Source organism: Franconibacter pulveris, from assembly GCF_056780215.1.
This window is the reverse complement of the sequence record NZ_CM165555.1, coordinates 471,953-485,586: the sequence shown is the minus strand read 5'-3', so window position 1 is coordinate 485,586 and position 13,634 is coordinate 471,953. Positions and strand designations below refer to the sequence as shown.

At 56.7% G+C, this 13,634-nt stretch carries 17 protein-coding genes; 5 read left to right on the top strand and 12 right to left on the bottom strand.

The window, feature by feature from the left end; translation table 11 throughout:
- Positions 1-283: 283 nt before the first annotated feature.
- The gene (bamJ, locus tag ACU4F7_RS02385) at positions 284-904 is read right to left on the bottom strand and encodes a BamJ family beta-barrel-assembly machinery protein (protein ID WP_024558122.1); all 621 of its coding nucleotides are present in this window, start codon (positions 902-904) and stop codon (positions 284-286) included.
- 240 nt (positions 905-1,144) lie between these two features.
- Between bamJ and ACU4F7_RS02380 the strand changes: the two genes are divergently transcribed.
- Positions 1,145-1,765 carry an OapA family protein gene (locus ACU4F7_RS02380; protein ID WP_029591404.1) on the top strand — a complete coding sequence of 207 codons (621 nt, stop codon included), beginning with the start codon at positions 1,145-1,147 and terminating at the stop codon, positions 1,763-1,765.
- A 42-nt stretch (positions 1,766-1,807) separates the two neighbouring features.
- Here ACU4F7_RS02380 and ACU4F7_RS02375 read toward each other — a convergent pair whose 3' ends face one another.
- The 5 genes from ACU4F7_RS02375 to rpsF form a co-directional block, all read right to left on the bottom strand.
- The gene (locus ACU4F7_RS02375; protein ID WP_481637954.1) at positions 1,808-2,737 is read right to left on the bottom strand and encodes a DMT family transporter; all 930 of its coding nucleotides are present in this window, start codon (positions 2,735-2,737) and stop codon (positions 1,808-1,810) included.
- A gap of 152 nt (positions 2,738-2,889) precedes the next feature.
- Entirely contained in the window at positions 2,890-3,339 is a 450-nt protein-coding gene (rplI, locus tag ACU4F7_RS02370) for a 50S ribosomal protein L9 (protein WP_024554930.1), read from the bottom strand.
- 41 nt (positions 3,340-3,380) lie between these two features.
- Complete coding sequence (rpsR, locus tag ACU4F7_RS02365) at positions 3,381-3,608, bottom strand: 30S ribosomal protein S18 (protein ID WP_000135199.1); 228 nt, start codon at positions 3,606-3,608, stop codon at positions 3,381-3,383.
- A 4-nt stretch (positions 3,609-3,612) separates the two neighbouring features.
- Positions 3,613-3,927 (bottom strand): primosomal replication protein N, encoded by a 315-nt coding sequence (priB, locus tag ACU4F7_RS02360; protein ID WP_481637953.1) that lies wholly within the window; start codon positions 3,925-3,927, stop codon positions 3,613-3,615.
- Positions 3,928-3,933: 6 nt separating this feature from the next.
- On the bottom strand, positions 3,934-4,329 hold the full coding sequence (rpsF, locus tag ACU4F7_RS02355; protein ID WP_024558126.1) for a 30S ribosomal protein S6: 396 nt from the start codon (positions 4,327-4,329) through the stop codon (positions 3,934-3,936).
- A 419-nt stretch (positions 4,330-4,748) separates the two neighbouring features.
- On the opposite strand from rpsF, the gene ACU4F7_RS02350 reads away from it, so the two are divergent.
- The gene (locus ACU4F7_RS02350) at positions 4,749-4,904 is read left to right on the top strand and encodes a hypothetical protein (RefSeq protein WP_302621959.1); all 156 of its coding nucleotides are present in this window, start codon (positions 4,749-4,751) and stop codon (positions 4,902-4,904) included.
- A 109-nt stretch (positions 4,905-5,013) separates the two neighbouring features.
- Here the strand turns inward: ACU4F7_RS02350 and yjfP are convergent, their stop codons facing one another.
- On the bottom strand, positions 5,014-5,739 hold the full coding sequence (gene yjfP, locus ACU4F7_RS02345; RefSeq protein ID WP_481637952.1) for an esterase: 726 nt from the start codon (positions 5,737-5,739) through the stop codon (positions 5,014-5,016).
- A gap of 207 nt (positions 5,740-5,946) precedes the next feature.
- Between yjfP and bsmA the strand changes: the two genes are divergently transcribed.
- The 3 genes from bsmA to ACU4F7_RS02330 all read left to right on the top strand — a co-directional run bounded on the left by bsmA (position 5,947) and on the right by ACU4F7_RS02330 (position 8,764).
- Positions 5,947-6,261: a biofilm peroxide resistance protein BsmA gene (bsmA, locus tag ACU4F7_RS02340; protein WP_481637951.1), complete on the top strand. Its 315-nt coding sequence runs from the start codon at positions 5,947-5,949 to the stop codon at positions 6,259-6,261.
- A gap of 144 nt (positions 6,262-6,405) precedes the next feature.
- Positions 6,406-6,681, top strand: a complete 276-nt coding sequence (locus tag ACU4F7_RS02335) for a YdgH/BhsA/McbA family protein (RefSeq protein ID WP_024558130.1) — start codon at positions 6,406-6,408, stop codon at positions 6,679-6,681.
- Between the two features lie 151 nt (positions 6,682-6,832).
- Positions 6,833-8,764, top strand: a complete 1,932-nt coding sequence (locus ACU4F7_RS02330; protein WP_481637950.1) for a methyl-accepting chemotaxis protein — start codon at positions 6,833-6,835, stop codon at positions 8,762-8,764.
- Here the strand turns inward: ACU4F7_RS02330 and ACU4F7_RS02325 are convergent, their stop codons facing one another.
- From ACU4F7_RS02325 to rlmB, 5 genes are all read right to left on the bottom strand, one after another.
- Positions 8,765-10,399: an isovaleryl-CoA dehydrogenase gene (locus tag ACU4F7_RS02325; RefSeq protein ID WP_481637949.1), complete on the bottom strand. Its 1,635-nt coding sequence runs from the start codon at positions 10,397-10,399 to the stop codon at positions 8,765-8,767.
- 83 nt (positions 10,400-10,482) lie between these two features.
- The gene (locus ACU4F7_RS02320; protein ID WP_029591411.1) at positions 10,483-11,646 is read right to left on the bottom strand and encodes a glutathionylspermidine synthase family protein; all 1,164 of its coding nucleotides are present in this window, start codon (positions 11,644-11,646) and stop codon (positions 10,483-10,485) included.
- A complete protein-coding gene (locus ACU4F7_RS02315; RefSeq protein ID WP_481637948.1) occupies positions 11,647-12,216 on the bottom strand; it encodes a DUF1190 domain-containing protein in 570 nt (189 codons plus the stop codon).
- Positions 12,217-12,292: 76 nt separating this feature from the next.
- Complete coding sequence (locus ACU4F7_RS02310; RefSeq protein WP_051237809.1) at positions 12,293-12,634, bottom strand: DUF350 domain-containing protein; 342 nt, start codon at positions 12,632-12,634, stop codon at positions 12,293-12,295.
- A 256-nt stretch (positions 12,635-12,890) separates the two neighbouring features.
- Positions 12,891-13,622 (bottom strand): 23S rRNA (guanosine(2251)-2'-O)-methyltransferase RlmB, encoded by a 732-nt coding sequence (gene rlmB, locus ACU4F7_RS02305; RefSeq protein ID WP_024557210.1) that lies wholly within the window; start codon positions 13,620-13,622, stop codon positions 12,891-12,893.
- Positions 13,623-13,634 lie beyond the last annotated feature (12 nt).

The window sequence follows — 13,634 nt, the reverse complement described above, 5'->3', positions numbered from 1 at the left end:
GTTTGTTTCCTGTTGTGTTGTTCAGGCTCTGCTGGCCTCTATATACGCGTTGAAGAGACGATGTCTTTCGCAAAACATCCTCGATATTAGGTAAGAACCGGAAGGTTGAATACTGAGTTTTAAATGCAATGTTAAATATATGTTTAAAATGAGTGTCAAATCACTTTCAGGCCGCGAAACGCATCACAAAAACACTACGGGCGTGAACGTAGCCAGCATAATTGCGCGTTTCTCTACCGCCTTATAAACAAAACCCCCGCCGAAGCGGGGGTTGTGGGTTCCTTTACAGGATTTCCAGCAATTCCACTTCGAATATCAGCGTGCTGAACGGTGGGATGGAAGCGCCCGCGCCGCGCTCGCCGTAAGCGAGGTTGTACGGGATAGCCAGTTCCCACTTTGAACCGACCGGCATCAGGGTCAGCGCTTCAATCCAGCCGGCGATAACGCCGCTTACCGGAAACTCTGCCGGTTCGCCGCGCGCAACGGAGCTGTCGAATACGGTGCCGTCGATAAGTTTGCCGGTATAGTGCACGCGTACGTGATCTTTACGGGAAGGGATCGGACCTTCGCCCTGGGTAATGACGCGGAACTGCAGGCCGGTTTCGGTGCTGTTCACGCCTTCACGCTGGCGGTTCTCTTCCAGATACTTTTCGCCTTCCACCGCCAGCGCTTTCTGGCGCTCGCGACGCACCGCATCGGCGCGTTCATGAATTTCACGCAGCGCGCGATGCACCACGTCTACCGGCACGACAGGCTGATTCCCTTCCAGCGCGTCACGCAGACCCGCCAGCAGCGCTTCCGGCATCAGCCCTTCCAGGCCGGACTCACGCAGCTGCTGACCAACCTGCAGACCAATACCGTAACTTGCTTGCGACTCGATGGTGTCAAAAGAAGGGGTCGTCATGGGTTTTCCTTTCATGAAGTGAAAAAATTCCGCGCAGCATAGCAGCCCTGCCACTCAGGGTAAAACTTTCCGTGGGAAAGATGACAAATTACGGAGAAACGGAAACAATAGCATGCAGACGTATACAATAAGGCGCTGACGTCACGAAAGATGACATTGCCACAGGCATCAAGCAGTTAGACAACTATACTGGATACACTTGCGCAGGCGACAGCGCGATGACACAAACGGGAGGAACGCATGCCTGGACAATTCGCCTTTAAACCCACCCTGGCGCGGATTTGGCACGCCCCGGACCGGCTGCGGATTATGGATCCGCTGCCGCCCTTACATCGCCGCGGCATTATTCTTGCCGCCGTGGTTATTATCATCTGCTTTCTCTGGCCTTCGCCGCAAGAGCCCACAAGGCCGGTCACGCGCGACGCCCAGCTCGATATCCGCTCCTCCTCACAGGAGCCGATGCAGGCGGAGCTGGTCAATCCGCCCGCCAGCGCCCCGCAAGCGACGCAGCCCGTTGAGCCGCAGCCGGTAGAGGAGCCTGCGCCTGCTGAAAATCAGGCGTCGCAGCCTTTCCAGCCGAAGAATAATGATATCAATCAGCAGTGGCGCAGCTACCGCGTAGAGTCGGGCAAAACGCTGGCGCAGCTGTTCCGCGACCATAATCTTCCCGCGACGGATATTTACGCGATGGCGAAAGTGGAGGGTGAAGGCAAGCCGTTGAGCAACCTCCAGACCGGCCAGATGGTGCAGGTTCGCCAGAACGCCAGCGGCGTGGTGACAGCCCTGACCATTGATGTTTCTGAGAACCAGCAGGTGCTGTTTACCCGCCAGCCGGACGGCAGCTTTATTCGCGTCCGTTAAGCCTCTGAAAGCCGGGCAAGTCCGCCCTGCCCGGCGCTCTCCTCAAGCGCTTCTTTTATTTACCCACCAGATCCCCGAGCAGACCAGCACCAGCGCGAGGGCATATTTGATCTCGAAAATGTTTTCCCCAAGGAAAATGGCGGAGAGCACCGTGCCTGCAATCGGCACCACAAAGTTAAACGGCGCTATCATGCTCACCCGGTTGTGCTTGAGCAGCACACTCCATAATGCGAAAGCGACAGAGGAGAGCAGCGTCAGGTAAGCCAGTACCACCGCCGCCTTTGCGCTATGCAGCTCCAGCGTGCCGCCCGTCAGATAGCCGCCCGCCACCAGCACGCCGCCGCCAAAGGCGAGCTGCCAGCCGGTCATCACCGTGGGGTCGACAGTCTGGGAAATGCGTTTCCCGTAAAGCGTGGCTGCTGAGAGAATAAACGCCGCCAGCACCACGAAGCCGTCGCCCGTCCAGACAAAGTGAAAATCCGCCAGCGAATCGGTAAAGTTCACCAGCATCACGCCTGCAAACCCAAGAATGCAGCCCAGCGTTTTGTTATAGCTCAGCCTGTCGTTCTGGTAGATAAAATGCGCCAGCAGCACGCTGAAGAACGTGCCGGTGGCGTTCATGATCGAGCCCTTCACGCCGGTGGTAAAGGCAAGCCCTACATAGAAGAACACATACTGAATCGAGGTCTGCGTAAGGCCCAGCAGGGCCAGCTGTCCGTACTGCTGTGAACTGAGTCTGGCGATAGGTTTTCGCTGCGCAAGGGCAAAAAGCAACAGCAGCAGCCCGGCAAACAGGAAGCGGTAGCCTGCGAAGACCACCTTCGACGGGATATCGTCGGTGGCTATCTGGAAGAGTTCATAACCGCTCTTGATGGCGGGATAAGAACTTCCCCACAGTAAACAGCAGAGCGTTGCGCCAGCATAAGCGACATTTTTACGGGCAAAGAGAGGGGCCTGAAGCGTGGTTTCCATGGCACGTTCCAAAGATAAAATTGCGTTTCATTTTATTATCAAGGAACGGAGGGAGAATAGCTACCATACCAGAACAAAAGCGAGAGCAAGCTAGCTTTAAAAGCAAAACGCCGGCGCAAGGCCGGCGTTTCTACGTAATGATGAATAATAACTTATTCAGCGACTACGTTTACAGTCAGTTTAGCGAATACTTCGCTGTGAACCTGGAAGTCCACTTCGTGCTCGCCAGTGGTACGCAGAACGCCGTTCGGCAGACGAACTTCGCTCTTAGCCACTTCAACGCCTGCTGCAGTTACAGCGTCAGCGATGTCGCGGGTACCGATGGAACCGAACAGTTTACCTTCGTCGCCAGATTTGGACGCGATGGTAACAGAGCCCAGCGCGTTGATTTTCTCAGCGCGAGCTTCAGCAGCCGCCAGAACGTCAGCCAGTTTAGCTTCCAGTTCAGCACGACGTGCTTCGAAGAACTCAACGTTTTTCTTGGTAGCCGGCACAGCTTTGCCCTGCGGAACCAGGAAGTTACGAGCGTAGCCCGCTTTAACGTTTACCTGGTCGCCCAGGCTGCCCAGGTTTGCTACTTTATCAAGCAGAATAACTTGCATTACCTTATCCTCTCAAAGTCGTATTAATGGACCGTGACCGATTACTGATGACGATCAGTGTACGGCAGCAGGGACAGGTAGCGAGCGCGTTTGATAGCGCGAGCCAGCTGACGCTGGTATTTTGCACGGGTACCGGTGATACGGCTCGGGACAATCTTACCGCTTTCGGTGATGTAGTTTTTCAGCGTAGCGATATCTTTATAGTCGATCTCTTGAACGCCTTCCGCGGTGAAACGGCAGAACTTGCGACGACGGAAATAACGTGCCATTTGGCTAGTCTCCAGAATCTATCAATTCAATCTGCTCGGCATGCAACACCATTTTCGTCAGGCCATTTCGCGCCTTGTGGCAGCTGATAAAGCCATGAACGGTAATGTGCGTGCCGACCGTTATACTGTGAGTAACGGCCTGGTTCTCGTGCCCGCTGATAATAACCGGCATCTGACACCACGCCTGCCGGTGGAAACCGGCTTCCTCCTGCACAGAACGGTGCTCAAGCACGAACTGGCAGTGAGGAATTCCTGATGGGCTGACCTTTCGAAGGGGTGCCCTGCACACGGTGCCGGACAACACCAGACGGTTGGCCATCAGTAATTACTCTTCAGAATCCCCAGCATCAGCATCATCTGCGGTTTCGTTTGCGAAATCTTCGCGACGCTCACGGCGCTCGTCTTTCGCTTTAACCATCGGAGATGCTTCAGTCACGGCGTGTTTGGTACGCATAACCATGCTGCGGATAACGGCATCGTTGAAGCGGAAGTTAGTTTCCAGCTCATCGATAACTTCCTGCGGCGCTTCAACGTTCATCAGAACATAGTGCGCTTTGTGCAGTTTGTTGATCGGGTAAGCCAGCTGACGGCGGCCCCAGTCTTCCAGACGGTGGATCTTGCCTTCTGCACCAGTGATAGCACCAGTGTAACGCTCGATCATGCCCGGAACCTGTTCGCTCTGGTCAGGATGGACCATAAAAACGATTTCGTAATGACGCATCGAATTGCTCCTTACGGATTATTCAGCCTCCTGTCTGGGTCAGCCGCGGCCCGGGGAGGCAAGGAACGTGTTAAAGGGCGGCTGAAAAATTGACGCGTCATTCTACTTGCGCCCCTTCGTAAACTCAAGGTAATTGAGCAAATAATTACCTCCTGCGCTCAGGCGGTCTCTAATGTGTTGTTTTGCTGTCTTTAACCGCCCTTCGCCGCTGTTTTTTGCACGACTTGTTCAAAAACGGTCGCTTTTTAAACAGGAAAGTGGCGTTACACTTTTTATAAGGGTCATTAAGAAAGGAGGAACAGCCGAACGTAACTAATAAGCTGTAGTGGAGCGTGCCTATGAAAACCTTCACATTGATTCTTCTGGCTGCGCTTTTCCCGGCCGTAAGCGCAACAGCAGCCATAGAAATGCAAGGCCCCATGGCCAGAAATATGGACGACGTGCACAGCCTTGGCGTTATTTATATTAACCATAATCGCGCCAGCGGCAGCGAGGCGGATCGGATGATAATTAACGAGACCGGGGTAGTCAGCGCGACGGCGCATCTTCCGCCTGCTGAACCGCAAATCCGGTAATAAATTCAGGATGAATGTGGGTACAGGCATTCATCGACTTACACCAGGATAACCACAACGAGAAAATTGCCAGACCTTTTCCGCCCCCGTTCCGGGGGCTTTTTTCTGTCTATAAATGCGCAGTGAAAAAGCGCGTGGCGGACTCCAGCGCCAGCGGCGTGATGCGATGCTTAACGCCCGCCTCCCATACGCAGGTCAGATTTTTATTTAGCCCCTCGCGCGCCAGCGCATGCTGCAGACGGAAGCTCTCAACCGCCGGCACCACGTCATCCGCTTCGCCATGCCATAAAAAAAGCGGCCGATCGGCAAGGTTCGCCAGTTGCCGCCCCGCCTCATAAGGAGCAAGCGGCGCCAGCACGCTGTCGAACGCTTCCGGCGGCGGGAACAGCGTTTTTGCAAGCGAACTGTAATAGCCCGACCCCATCAGCGAAGCTACGCAGCGCACTTCGGCATGACGTCCCATAATGCCCAGCGCCGTCATGCCACCCATGGAAGCGCCGCCCACCGCCAGCCGCCCCTCCTCCACCAGATTAGCGGCGAACAGGGCGTCCCGCAGCGCCGGATATTCTGCGAGGTTGCCATGCAGGATAGGCCAGAAACGCTGTGAACGGCCTGCCGCATCGCCGTTGAACCGCGCGCCATGTTCTGGCGCGTCCGGCATGACCACGCGAAAACCGGCCTGCGCCAGCGCTACGGCGAAATAGCTGTAGACCGTTTTGGATGAGGCAAAGCCGTGATAAAACAGCACCGTAGGTAAAGGCTTGTATCGCTGCCCTGCCGGAAAGGCATGAAGGACTTCTCCTTCGCACAGCCTGTCTGTTGTGATTTCAATCATCGCGAGTAAGTCCTTTGCGTACTATATATGCATATATGGACGTTTTTTGTTCTGTAAAACCGCCTTGTCAATCAGTCGGCAGGTTGAGATGTACATTACGCTTTTGGCATGCGCTCACCCAAAAAGCGCGTCTGAGATAACAGAACGGGAACCTTCCTCATACTTTCTGTTTATCCCCAACTACACTAAGGCTATCAGGTAAAGAGAATGGTAATGCAACGAATCGTCCCCCTTTTGCTGGTTTTTACGCTGAGCGCGTGCAGCGCGCTACAGGGTACGCCCCAACCTCCTCCGCCGGTAACTGACCAGCCGCAGGAGATTCAGCGTAATCAAACGCAGGGACTGGTGAAAATCGGCACCGTGACTTCGCTTGAACGCGGTTCGCCTGATGACAGCCTGCAAGAGTTGCGTGCAAAAGCCGCAGCGGCAAAAGCAGATTACTATCAGGTGCTGGTTAACGACGAAACCGTCGTGCCGGGCCAGTGGTATGGCCAGGCGATACTGTTTCGTAAAGCGCCATAACAGCAGTAATTAAGCAAATTTACACTGACTTGCGTACGTTGATCGTTACTTGTGCACAATTATCTCCTGTAAAGCCTGACGGACCGGGACCAGAACGCGAAGGAACGCCCTGCTCAGACAGGGTTATGTGAGGAGACGATGATAATGAAACAATCGCTTGCTTTGACTTCCCTGCTGCTTTCCGTAGGGCTTATCACCACCTCTGCCCAGTCGGCGGAAAACGCCAGCGCTGACCGCGTAACCGGGCTTAACGAAATCGGCACCATTTCAGTGAGCGAAGTCGTTGGCAGCCCGCAAGAGGTCGAGCGCATTATCGCCTGGAAAGCGGACGAACAGGGCGCCTCCTATTACCGCATCGTGCAGATGCATGAAACCACCCGCGCCGACAGCTGGCAGGTGCAGGCGATTATCTATGCCTGACGGTGTCATTTTCGCCATTAACTGGTGATTTATACCGCTCGCCATGATCTAAATCATTATTCATAGAAATAAATCGTTACATTTGATTGATAAATATTCGTCATTTGCTGCCGTTGAACGAGCCAACCCCTAACTTTTTACAGGCTCGTTTATGACACTTTTTTTTCGCCGCTGGGGGCTTGGCGCGAAGCTCTCCTTGCTGACCGGTCTTGCCGTCGCCCTGCTTTTTTTGCTTTTTACGCTCGCCCTAAGCCATAAAGCCAGCCAGCAGCTTGAGGCGCTGGCCGTCGAGGACTTACATAATCAGGCCGCCAGCGTAGTGGATATGGTGCAGATGTTCGACAGCAGCCTGAACGCCGAAGTGGCGAGCTACACCACGCTGTTCAACAGCTTTCTGCCGCAGCCTCTTACCCGTGACGCCAGCCAGCCGCAGACCATTAACGGCATTAGCGTGCCGATGCTGAAAGGCGGCGACGTTTCGCTGCATGAAAACAACGCGCTGCCCGATGATTTTCTCGCCCGTACCGGCGCTATCGCCACGCTGTTCGTCCGCAGCGGCGATGATTTCGTACGCGTAGCGACGTCGTTACGTAAAGAAAATGGCGATCGCGCTATCGGCACGCAGCTCGACCGCGAAAGCCCCGCCTTTGCCGTTGTTGCCCGCGGCGAGGCGTATCGCGGTCTGGCCTATCTGTTTGGCAAGCGTTACATCACCCAATATCAGCCCGTTAAAGACGCCAGCGGCGAGGTTATCGCCATTCTGTTTGTCGGCGTGGATATCACCGCCTCCTGGCAAGTGATGCGCGAAAAAATCCTTAGCCGCCGCCTGGGCGACAGCGGTCATTTCTATGTGCTGAATGGCGCAGCCGGCAAAAACTACGGCCAGTTCCTGTTCCACAGTAAACAGGAAGGCCAGCTTCCGCAGTGGCCGGACGCCATCCAGCAAACGCTGCTGAAAACGGAGTCAGGCACGCTGGAGCGGGAAAACGCCCAGGGCCGTAAGGTGTTGATGAGCTTTACCCACCTGCCCGGCTGGAACTGGGTTATCGTCGGCGAAGCGGATAAAGCGGTGCTGCTGGCGAACGTCACCACGCTGCGCAACCAGTTTCTGGCGGCCGGTATCATCATTTCTCTTCTCTTTGCCGCCATCTTTGTCTGGATGACGCGCCGCCTGTTGACAGCGCCGCTGCGTGAAGCGATAGCGCTGGCGCAGCAGTACGCGGCGGGCGATTTACGCTCGGCTATTCAGACCGACAGGCATGATGAAGTCGGCCAGCTTATTCATGCGCTGAACGGCATCGGCAACGGTTTGCAGGAGATAGTGAGTAAAGTCCGCGACGCCGCTGGCGATATCCGTCAGGGCACAACCGCCCTTGCCGCCGACAGCGGAGAGATCAGCGAACAAATCAACAAGCAGGCGAGCAGCGTGGAAGAGACCTCCGCCAGCATGGAGCAATTGGCGGCCACCGTGCAGCAGACTGCGGCCAATATGGCGCAGACGCAGAGCCTGGTGAAAGAGGCCTCTCACGCGGTGCATGAGGGTGGTGAAACCGTCGGCAACGCCGTGGTGACGATGGATGCGATCCGCGTTGCGTCGCAGCGCATCGCCGATATCACGCAGGTTATCGAATCCATCGCGTTCCAGACTAACATCCTGGCGTTGAATGCCGCCGTTGAAGCCGCCCGCGCGGGTGAACATGGCAAAGGCTTTGCGGTCGTCGCCCAGGAAGTCCGCGCGCTGGCGGCGCGCAGCGCCAATGCGGTAAAAGAGATTGATGAGCTTATCAGCGACACGCTCGGCAAAGTGAGTGAAGGGCACCAGCTGTCTGAGCAGACGCGCCAGGCGATGGAGGTCATCATTGGCCGCATCGATCAGATAAACCAACTGGTGACAGAGATAAGCCACGCCTCGCACGAGCAATCCGCGGGTATCGGCCAGGTCAATATCGCCATGGCGCAGATTGGCGAAGCGACGCACATCAATGCCGGCCGGGTCTCCCGCAGCGAACAAACGGCGCAGTCGCTACGGGAGAAAGGTCATCATCTCAGCGAGCTGGTAAGCCTTTTCCATCTGAAAGGATAATTACCCCGCCCCGCCGGTGGCGCGCAGCAGCACATCGTTCAGAACCGATTCTGAAAGCTGGCTGCCGCCGCGGGCATCCAGCGCTATCTGGCACCAGGCTTCGGCCATCGGCGGTGTGACGTGTCGGAGTAACTGCGCGCCGACGGCGAGCGCGTACAGTTGCTCCGTCAATAACCTTGCGGCAGCCTCCTGCGGCTTACGCAGCTGCTGCTGAAGCTGCCGCCAGGCACGATCGAAGTGGCGATTGCGTCCTTTCACTTCATCAAACTCCGCGTGCAACATCTCCATCGTCCCTGTGTGGCGCGAAAGCACGCGCAGCACGTCAAGACACATAATATTGCCGGAGCCTTCCCAGATGCTGTTGACCGGCATCTCACGGTAAAGACGCGGCAGCTCGTTTTCTTCGCAATAGCCGATACCGCCCAGCACCTCCATCGCCTCGGCGACGAAAGGGATGCCGCCTTTACAGACCGCGTATTTCGCCGCTGGCGTAAAGAGACGGCAAAACGCCGTTTCCCGCTCGTCGCCGCGCTTCTCCCATGCGCCCGCCAGGCGAAACAGCAGCGCCGTTTGCCCCTCAAGCTGCAGCGCCATTCGTCCCAGCACCTGGCGCATCAGCGGCTGTTCAATCAGGTTTTTGCCGAACGCCTGCCGCTGGTGGGCGTGATAAAGCGCCACCGACAACGCCCGACGCATCAGGCCGTGGCTGCCCAGCGCGCAGTCAAAGCGGGTCATGCCGCCCATCTTCAGGATCTGCCTGACCCCTTCTCCCTCCTCGCCCACCAGCCAGCCGGCGGCGTCAAAGAACTCCGCTTCGCTGCTGGCGTTGGAGCAGTTGCCAAGCTTCTCTTTCAGCCGCTCAAGGCGCACCGCGTTGCGCTGGCCGTCCGGTAAAAAGCGGGGGACGAAAAAGCAGGATAGCCCGCCTTTCGCCTGCGCCAGCACCAGATGCGCGTCGCTCTGCGGCACCGAGAAAAACCATTTGTGTCCCACCAGCCGGTAAGCTTCTCCCGGCCCCGCCTGCGCCAGCGGCTCCGCCCTGGTGGTGTTGCTGAGCACGTCCGAACCGCCCTGTTTTTCCGTCATGCCCATGCCAATCAGCAGGCCGCGCTTCTGCGCGCCGGGCTGCAGATGAGCATCGTAACGGTCGCTCAGCAATGGCTTTAGCCAGTCCTGAAACGGCGCAGGCAGCGCGCTTTGCAGCAAAGGCGTGGCGGCAAAAGTCATGGTGATGGGACAAAGCGTGCCCGCTTCCACCTGCGCATGCAGCACAAAGCGCGCGGCGCGGGCGACAAACGAGCCGTGACGCGCCTCCTCCTGCCAAGGGAGGTTATGCACCCGGTTGGCGCATAGCCCCTGCATAAGCAGGTGCCAGGCGGGATGAAAGCGTACGTCATCCAGCCGCGCGCCGCTGGCGTCGTAGCGCAGCAGCTCCGGCGGATTGGCATTCGCCAGCCGCCCCAGCTCCAGCGATTCCGCCGTGCCGAGCTGCTGGCCGATGCTGGCGAGCAGCTCGGCATCCCACCCTGCGCCTTCGCGGTTTACCGCCTCGCGCAACGCGGCGTCGGATAAAAAGAGGTTGCTGTTATTTAAGGGAATGGGTTGGTTAAATACGGTATGCGTTTGCCACGGCATGCTTACTCCCTCCGTTGCGAATCCCGCCACTTATTATGGCAGCGGGGAAAGGGCGCGCGCGGGATGAGGTCACAAAAGTGCGGTTAGTCTGCGATATAGTGCGGCACAAAACGCGACGTATCTTTGGTAATCAGCGTACTGTCTTCGCGAATGCCCATTCCTGCCGCCTCGTCATCCACAATCCAGCTGCCTATCAGCGTATAACTATCGCCAAAACGCGGCAGCGGCTGGAAAGCCTGCCAGATAACCGGCTCTGCGCCATAGCCGCCGCCCTGCTGGTCCACAACATTATGCTGGCCGTCAAAGATAGCGATGTTTTCGCCTTCACGAGAAAAGAGCGGCTTTCGCACATAACGTTCTCCCGGCGCAACGAGCGCCGCGTCGCCATCAAACCAGGCGGGAAGCAGGTTGGGATGGCGCGGGAAAAACCGCCACAGCAGCGGCAGCAGCCCTTTATTGCTTAAAATGCTTTTCCACAGCGGCTCTATCCAGCGCTCATGCCGTTTACGCAGCAGCGGGCCGTTATCGTCACGCATCATCCATTCCAGCGGGTAGAGCTTAAAAGCGTGCCGCACAACGTTATCCTGCAAATCCGTCAGCAAGCCGCCCACGCCGAGTCCCAGATCTTCCATATAGATAAAGCGCGTATCGAGGCCCGCCTGGATGGCGCAATCTTCCAGATAAAGCACGGTGCCGCGGTCTTCATCCGTCTCTTTGCAGCAGCAGAAATAGAGCGGCTCTGCGCCTTTTATTTCAGCAAAACGGGCGATCAGTTTTTCCTGAATCGCGTTGTACTGATCGGCATGGCGGGGAATTAGCCTCTGGGCGCGCGCATCCTCCAGCCAGAGCCACTGGAAGTAAGCGGATTCATACAGCGAGGTGGGCGTATCGGCGTTATATTCCAGCAGCTTTACCGGCCCCTGTCCGCACCAGACAAAATCCATGCGGCCATAGAGCGAAGGGTCTTTTTCCCGCCAGCTGCGCGCAACCGCGTCCCAGTACAGTTCCGGAATAGCCAGCTGCGTCAGAATAGCCTCATCGCGTACTGCGCGGTCGACCACCTCAAGGCACATCGCATGCAGTTCGTTGGTCGGTTTCTCAATCTGATCTTCAATCTGCCTGAGCGTAAAGCGGTAAGCGCGGCTCTCATCCCAGTAGACCTCGTCATCAATAATATGAAAATTGAAGCCGTGGCTGCGGGCGATGCGCTCAAGCCCTGGGCGCACCGGCACATGATGACGCAGCATCTAGCCTCCCCAACTGCTGTGGGAGCCGGAAGCGCGTCCGAAGCCGCCGCGCGAGAGCGTTTTAACGCTTCGGGTCGCGTAGCCATTCACGCTGGATTTTGAACGGGAGCGCCAGGCGTAATCGCCAGATGTGTTGCGCCAGACCGGGCGGGAAGAATAGACCGAGCCGCCATGGTAATAAGCGCTATGGCTCTGCTGGTCTTCATCTGGTTTCTGCCGTTTCGCCAGCAGGAAACCGGCCATGACCGGCACCCACGTGCGCCGCGGCGCATCATAAGTGCAGCTCTCGTAACGTTCATAACAGGCAGCCCAGGTCAGCGGCAGCGAAGCCTCTTGCTCAAAGGCGGCCTTCGCGTTATCCCAGGCGGCAGTACAGGCTTCACGCGGGTTATCATCGGCTACGCAGGCGTCGACAGACTGATAAAAATAGCCGTCGCCATCGTTATCGCTGGCTTTGTTGCCGCTTTTAATCGCGAAAAAGGCCGCGCCGCCCATAATGGCAAGCGTTAACACTTTCGGCCCTTTTCGTTTTTTATTGCCTTTATAAATATCCAGATCGGCAGAATTCATTACCGGGCTGGGGAGACGGCGTTTCTTGCGCCTCTTCCTTGATGCCGCCATGTTTACCCTTTATTACCGTTGATGTTTACCAGGTCATGCATGCCGCGTTGAGAATGCCGCCCGCCAGCGACGCGGCGCCCATAAATACGCCGGCGGCAATGTTGCCATCCGCGATTTTATTACTCAGCTTCGGCATATAAACCCGTACGCCGCCGTAGATTATAAGCTGAACGACCAGCGCAATCGCCCCCCAAATTAAATAGTCCAGCAGGCTCACTGAGTTGATGGCCGCGCTGGCGAGGGGAATAACATAGCCGAGTATCGCTCCGCTAAATGCGGCGGCGGCCGAGCTGTTATTCTCTTTAATTAACTGCCATTCGTTGTACGGGGTGATGCGGGTGTAGATAAACATAAAGCAGTTAATCATCACCAGCCCGATAAAAAAGTAAGCGCAAAACGCTATCAATCCATGGAGTGTCTGCACGGTCGATTCTCCCGATCCGGTTAAAAGTAGTGAATCAGCAGGCCTTGCGCCTGTGATGTTTATGGTAGCAGTCTGCGCAGAGTAACTGATTTTGCTGCCAAAACTTTACACTACGCATGGGCTGAAACCGATCCCTTTTTGGTATATCAGGCAATAAAAAAGCCACTGCGGAGAGTGGCTTAGGGTTCGGGGAGAGCGATTAGCCGCGCTGGCGTACCGCTTCAAACAGACAGATGCCCGTGGCGACCGACACGTTCAGCGAGGAGACGCTGCCCGCCATCGGGATGCTGATAAGCTCATCGCAGTGCTCGCGCGTGAGACGGCGCATGCCTTCCCCTTCCGCGCCCATCACCAGCGCCAGCGGGCCGGTCATTTTGCTCTGGTAGAGCGTATGATCCGCTTCGCCTGCCGTGCCGACTATCCAGATATTCGCCTCCTGCAACTGACGCATGGTGCGCGCCAGGTTGGTAACGCGAATCAGCGGTACGCTTTCCGCCGCGCCGCAGGCCACTTTTTTCGCCGTCGCGTTGAGCTGCGCCGAGCGATCTTTGGGCACGATCACCGCGTGCACGCCCGCCGCATCCGCGCTGCGCAGGCAAGCGCCAAGGTTATGCGGATCGGTAACGCCATCCAGGATCAACAAAAACGGTTGTTCGAACTGGGCTATCAGATCCGGCAGATCGTTTTCCTGATACTGACGGCCCGGCTTCACGCGGGCGATAATGCCCTGATGCACCGCGCCGTCCGCTTTCTCATCCAGGAACTGGCGGCTCGCCACCTGAATCGGCACGCCCTGCGCTTCAAGCGCATGAATAAGCGGCAGCAGACGCTTGTCTTCACGTCCTTTGAGAATAAACACCTCCTGAAAACGCTCTGGCGCGCGTTCCAGAAGGGCCTGAACGGCATGAATGCCGTAAATCATTTCACTCATGAATAGTACTCA

What these genes read in the sequence shown, in the direction of transcription:
- bamJ (WP_024558122.1), bottom strand. Translation starts at nt 904, where the DNA reads ATGACGACCCCTTCTTTTGACACCATCGAGTCGCAAGCAAGTTACGGT.
- ACU4F7_RS02315 (WP_481637948.1), bottom strand. Translation starts at nt 12,216, where the DNA reads ATGAATTCTGCCGATCTGGATATTTATAAAGGCAATAAAAAACGAAAA.
- rlmB (WP_024557210.1), bottom strand. Translation starts at nt 13,622, where the DNA reads ATGAGTGAAATGATTTACGGCATTCATGCCGTTCAGGCCCTTCTGGAA.
- rplI (WP_024554930.1), bottom strand. Translation starts at nt 3,339, where the DNA reads ATGCAAGTTATTCTGCTTGATAAAGTAGCAAACCTGGGCAGCCTGGGC.
- ACU4F7_RS02380 (WP_029591404.1), top strand. Translation starts at nt 1,145, where the DNA reads ATGCCTGGACAATTCGCCTTTAAACCCACCCTGGCGCGGATTTGGCAC.
- ACU4F7_RS02310 (WP_051237809.1), bottom strand. Translation starts at nt 12,634, where the DNA reads ATGATTAACTGCTTTATGTTTATCTACACCCGCATCACCCCGTACAAC.
- ACU4F7_RS02335 (WP_024558130.1), top strand. Translation starts at nt 6,406, where the DNA reads ATGAAACAATCGCTTGCTTTGACTTCCCTGCTGCTTTCCGTAGGGCTT.
- yjfP (WP_481637952.1), bottom strand. Translation starts at nt 5,739, where the DNA reads ATGATTGAAATCACAACAGACAGGCTGTGCGAAGGAGAAGTCCTTCAT.
- rpsR (WP_000135199.1), bottom strand. Translation starts at nt 3,608, where the DNA reads ATGGCACGTTATTTCCGTCGTCGCAAGTTCTGCCGTTTCACCGCGGAA.
- ACU4F7_RS02325 (WP_481637949.1), bottom strand. Translation starts at nt 10,399, where the DNA reads ATGCCGTGGCAAACGCATACCGTATTTAACCAACCCATTCCCTTAAAT.
- ACU4F7_RS02375 (WP_481637954.1), bottom strand. Translation starts at nt 2,737, where the DNA reads ATGGAAACCACGCTTCAGGCCCCTCTCTTTGCCCGTAAAAATGTCGCT.
- rpsF (WP_024558126.1), bottom strand. Translation starts at nt 4,329, where the DNA reads ATGCGTCATTACGAAATCGTTTTTATGGTCCATCCTGACCAGAGCGAA.
- bsmA (WP_481637951.1), top strand. Translation starts at nt 5,947, where the DNA reads ATGGTAATGCAACGAATCGTCCCCCTTTTGCTGGTTTTTACGCTGAGC.
- ACU4F7_RS02320 (WP_029591411.1), bottom strand. Translation starts at nt 11,646, where the DNA reads ATGCTGCGTCATCATGTGCCGGTGCGCCCAGGGCTTGAGCGCATCGCC.
- ACU4F7_RS02330 (WP_481637950.1), top strand. Translation starts at nt 6,833, where the DNA reads ATGACACTTTTTTTTCGCCGCTGGGGGCTTGGCGCGAAGCTCTCCTTG.
- priB (WP_481637953.1), bottom strand. Translation starts at nt 3,927, where the DNA reads ATGGCCAACCGTCTGGTGTTGTCCGGCACCGTGTGCAGGGCACCCCTT.
- ACU4F7_RS02350 (WP_302621959.1), top strand. Translation starts at nt 4,749, where the DNA reads ATGGCCAGAAATATGGACGACGTGCACAGCCTTGGCGTTATTTATATT.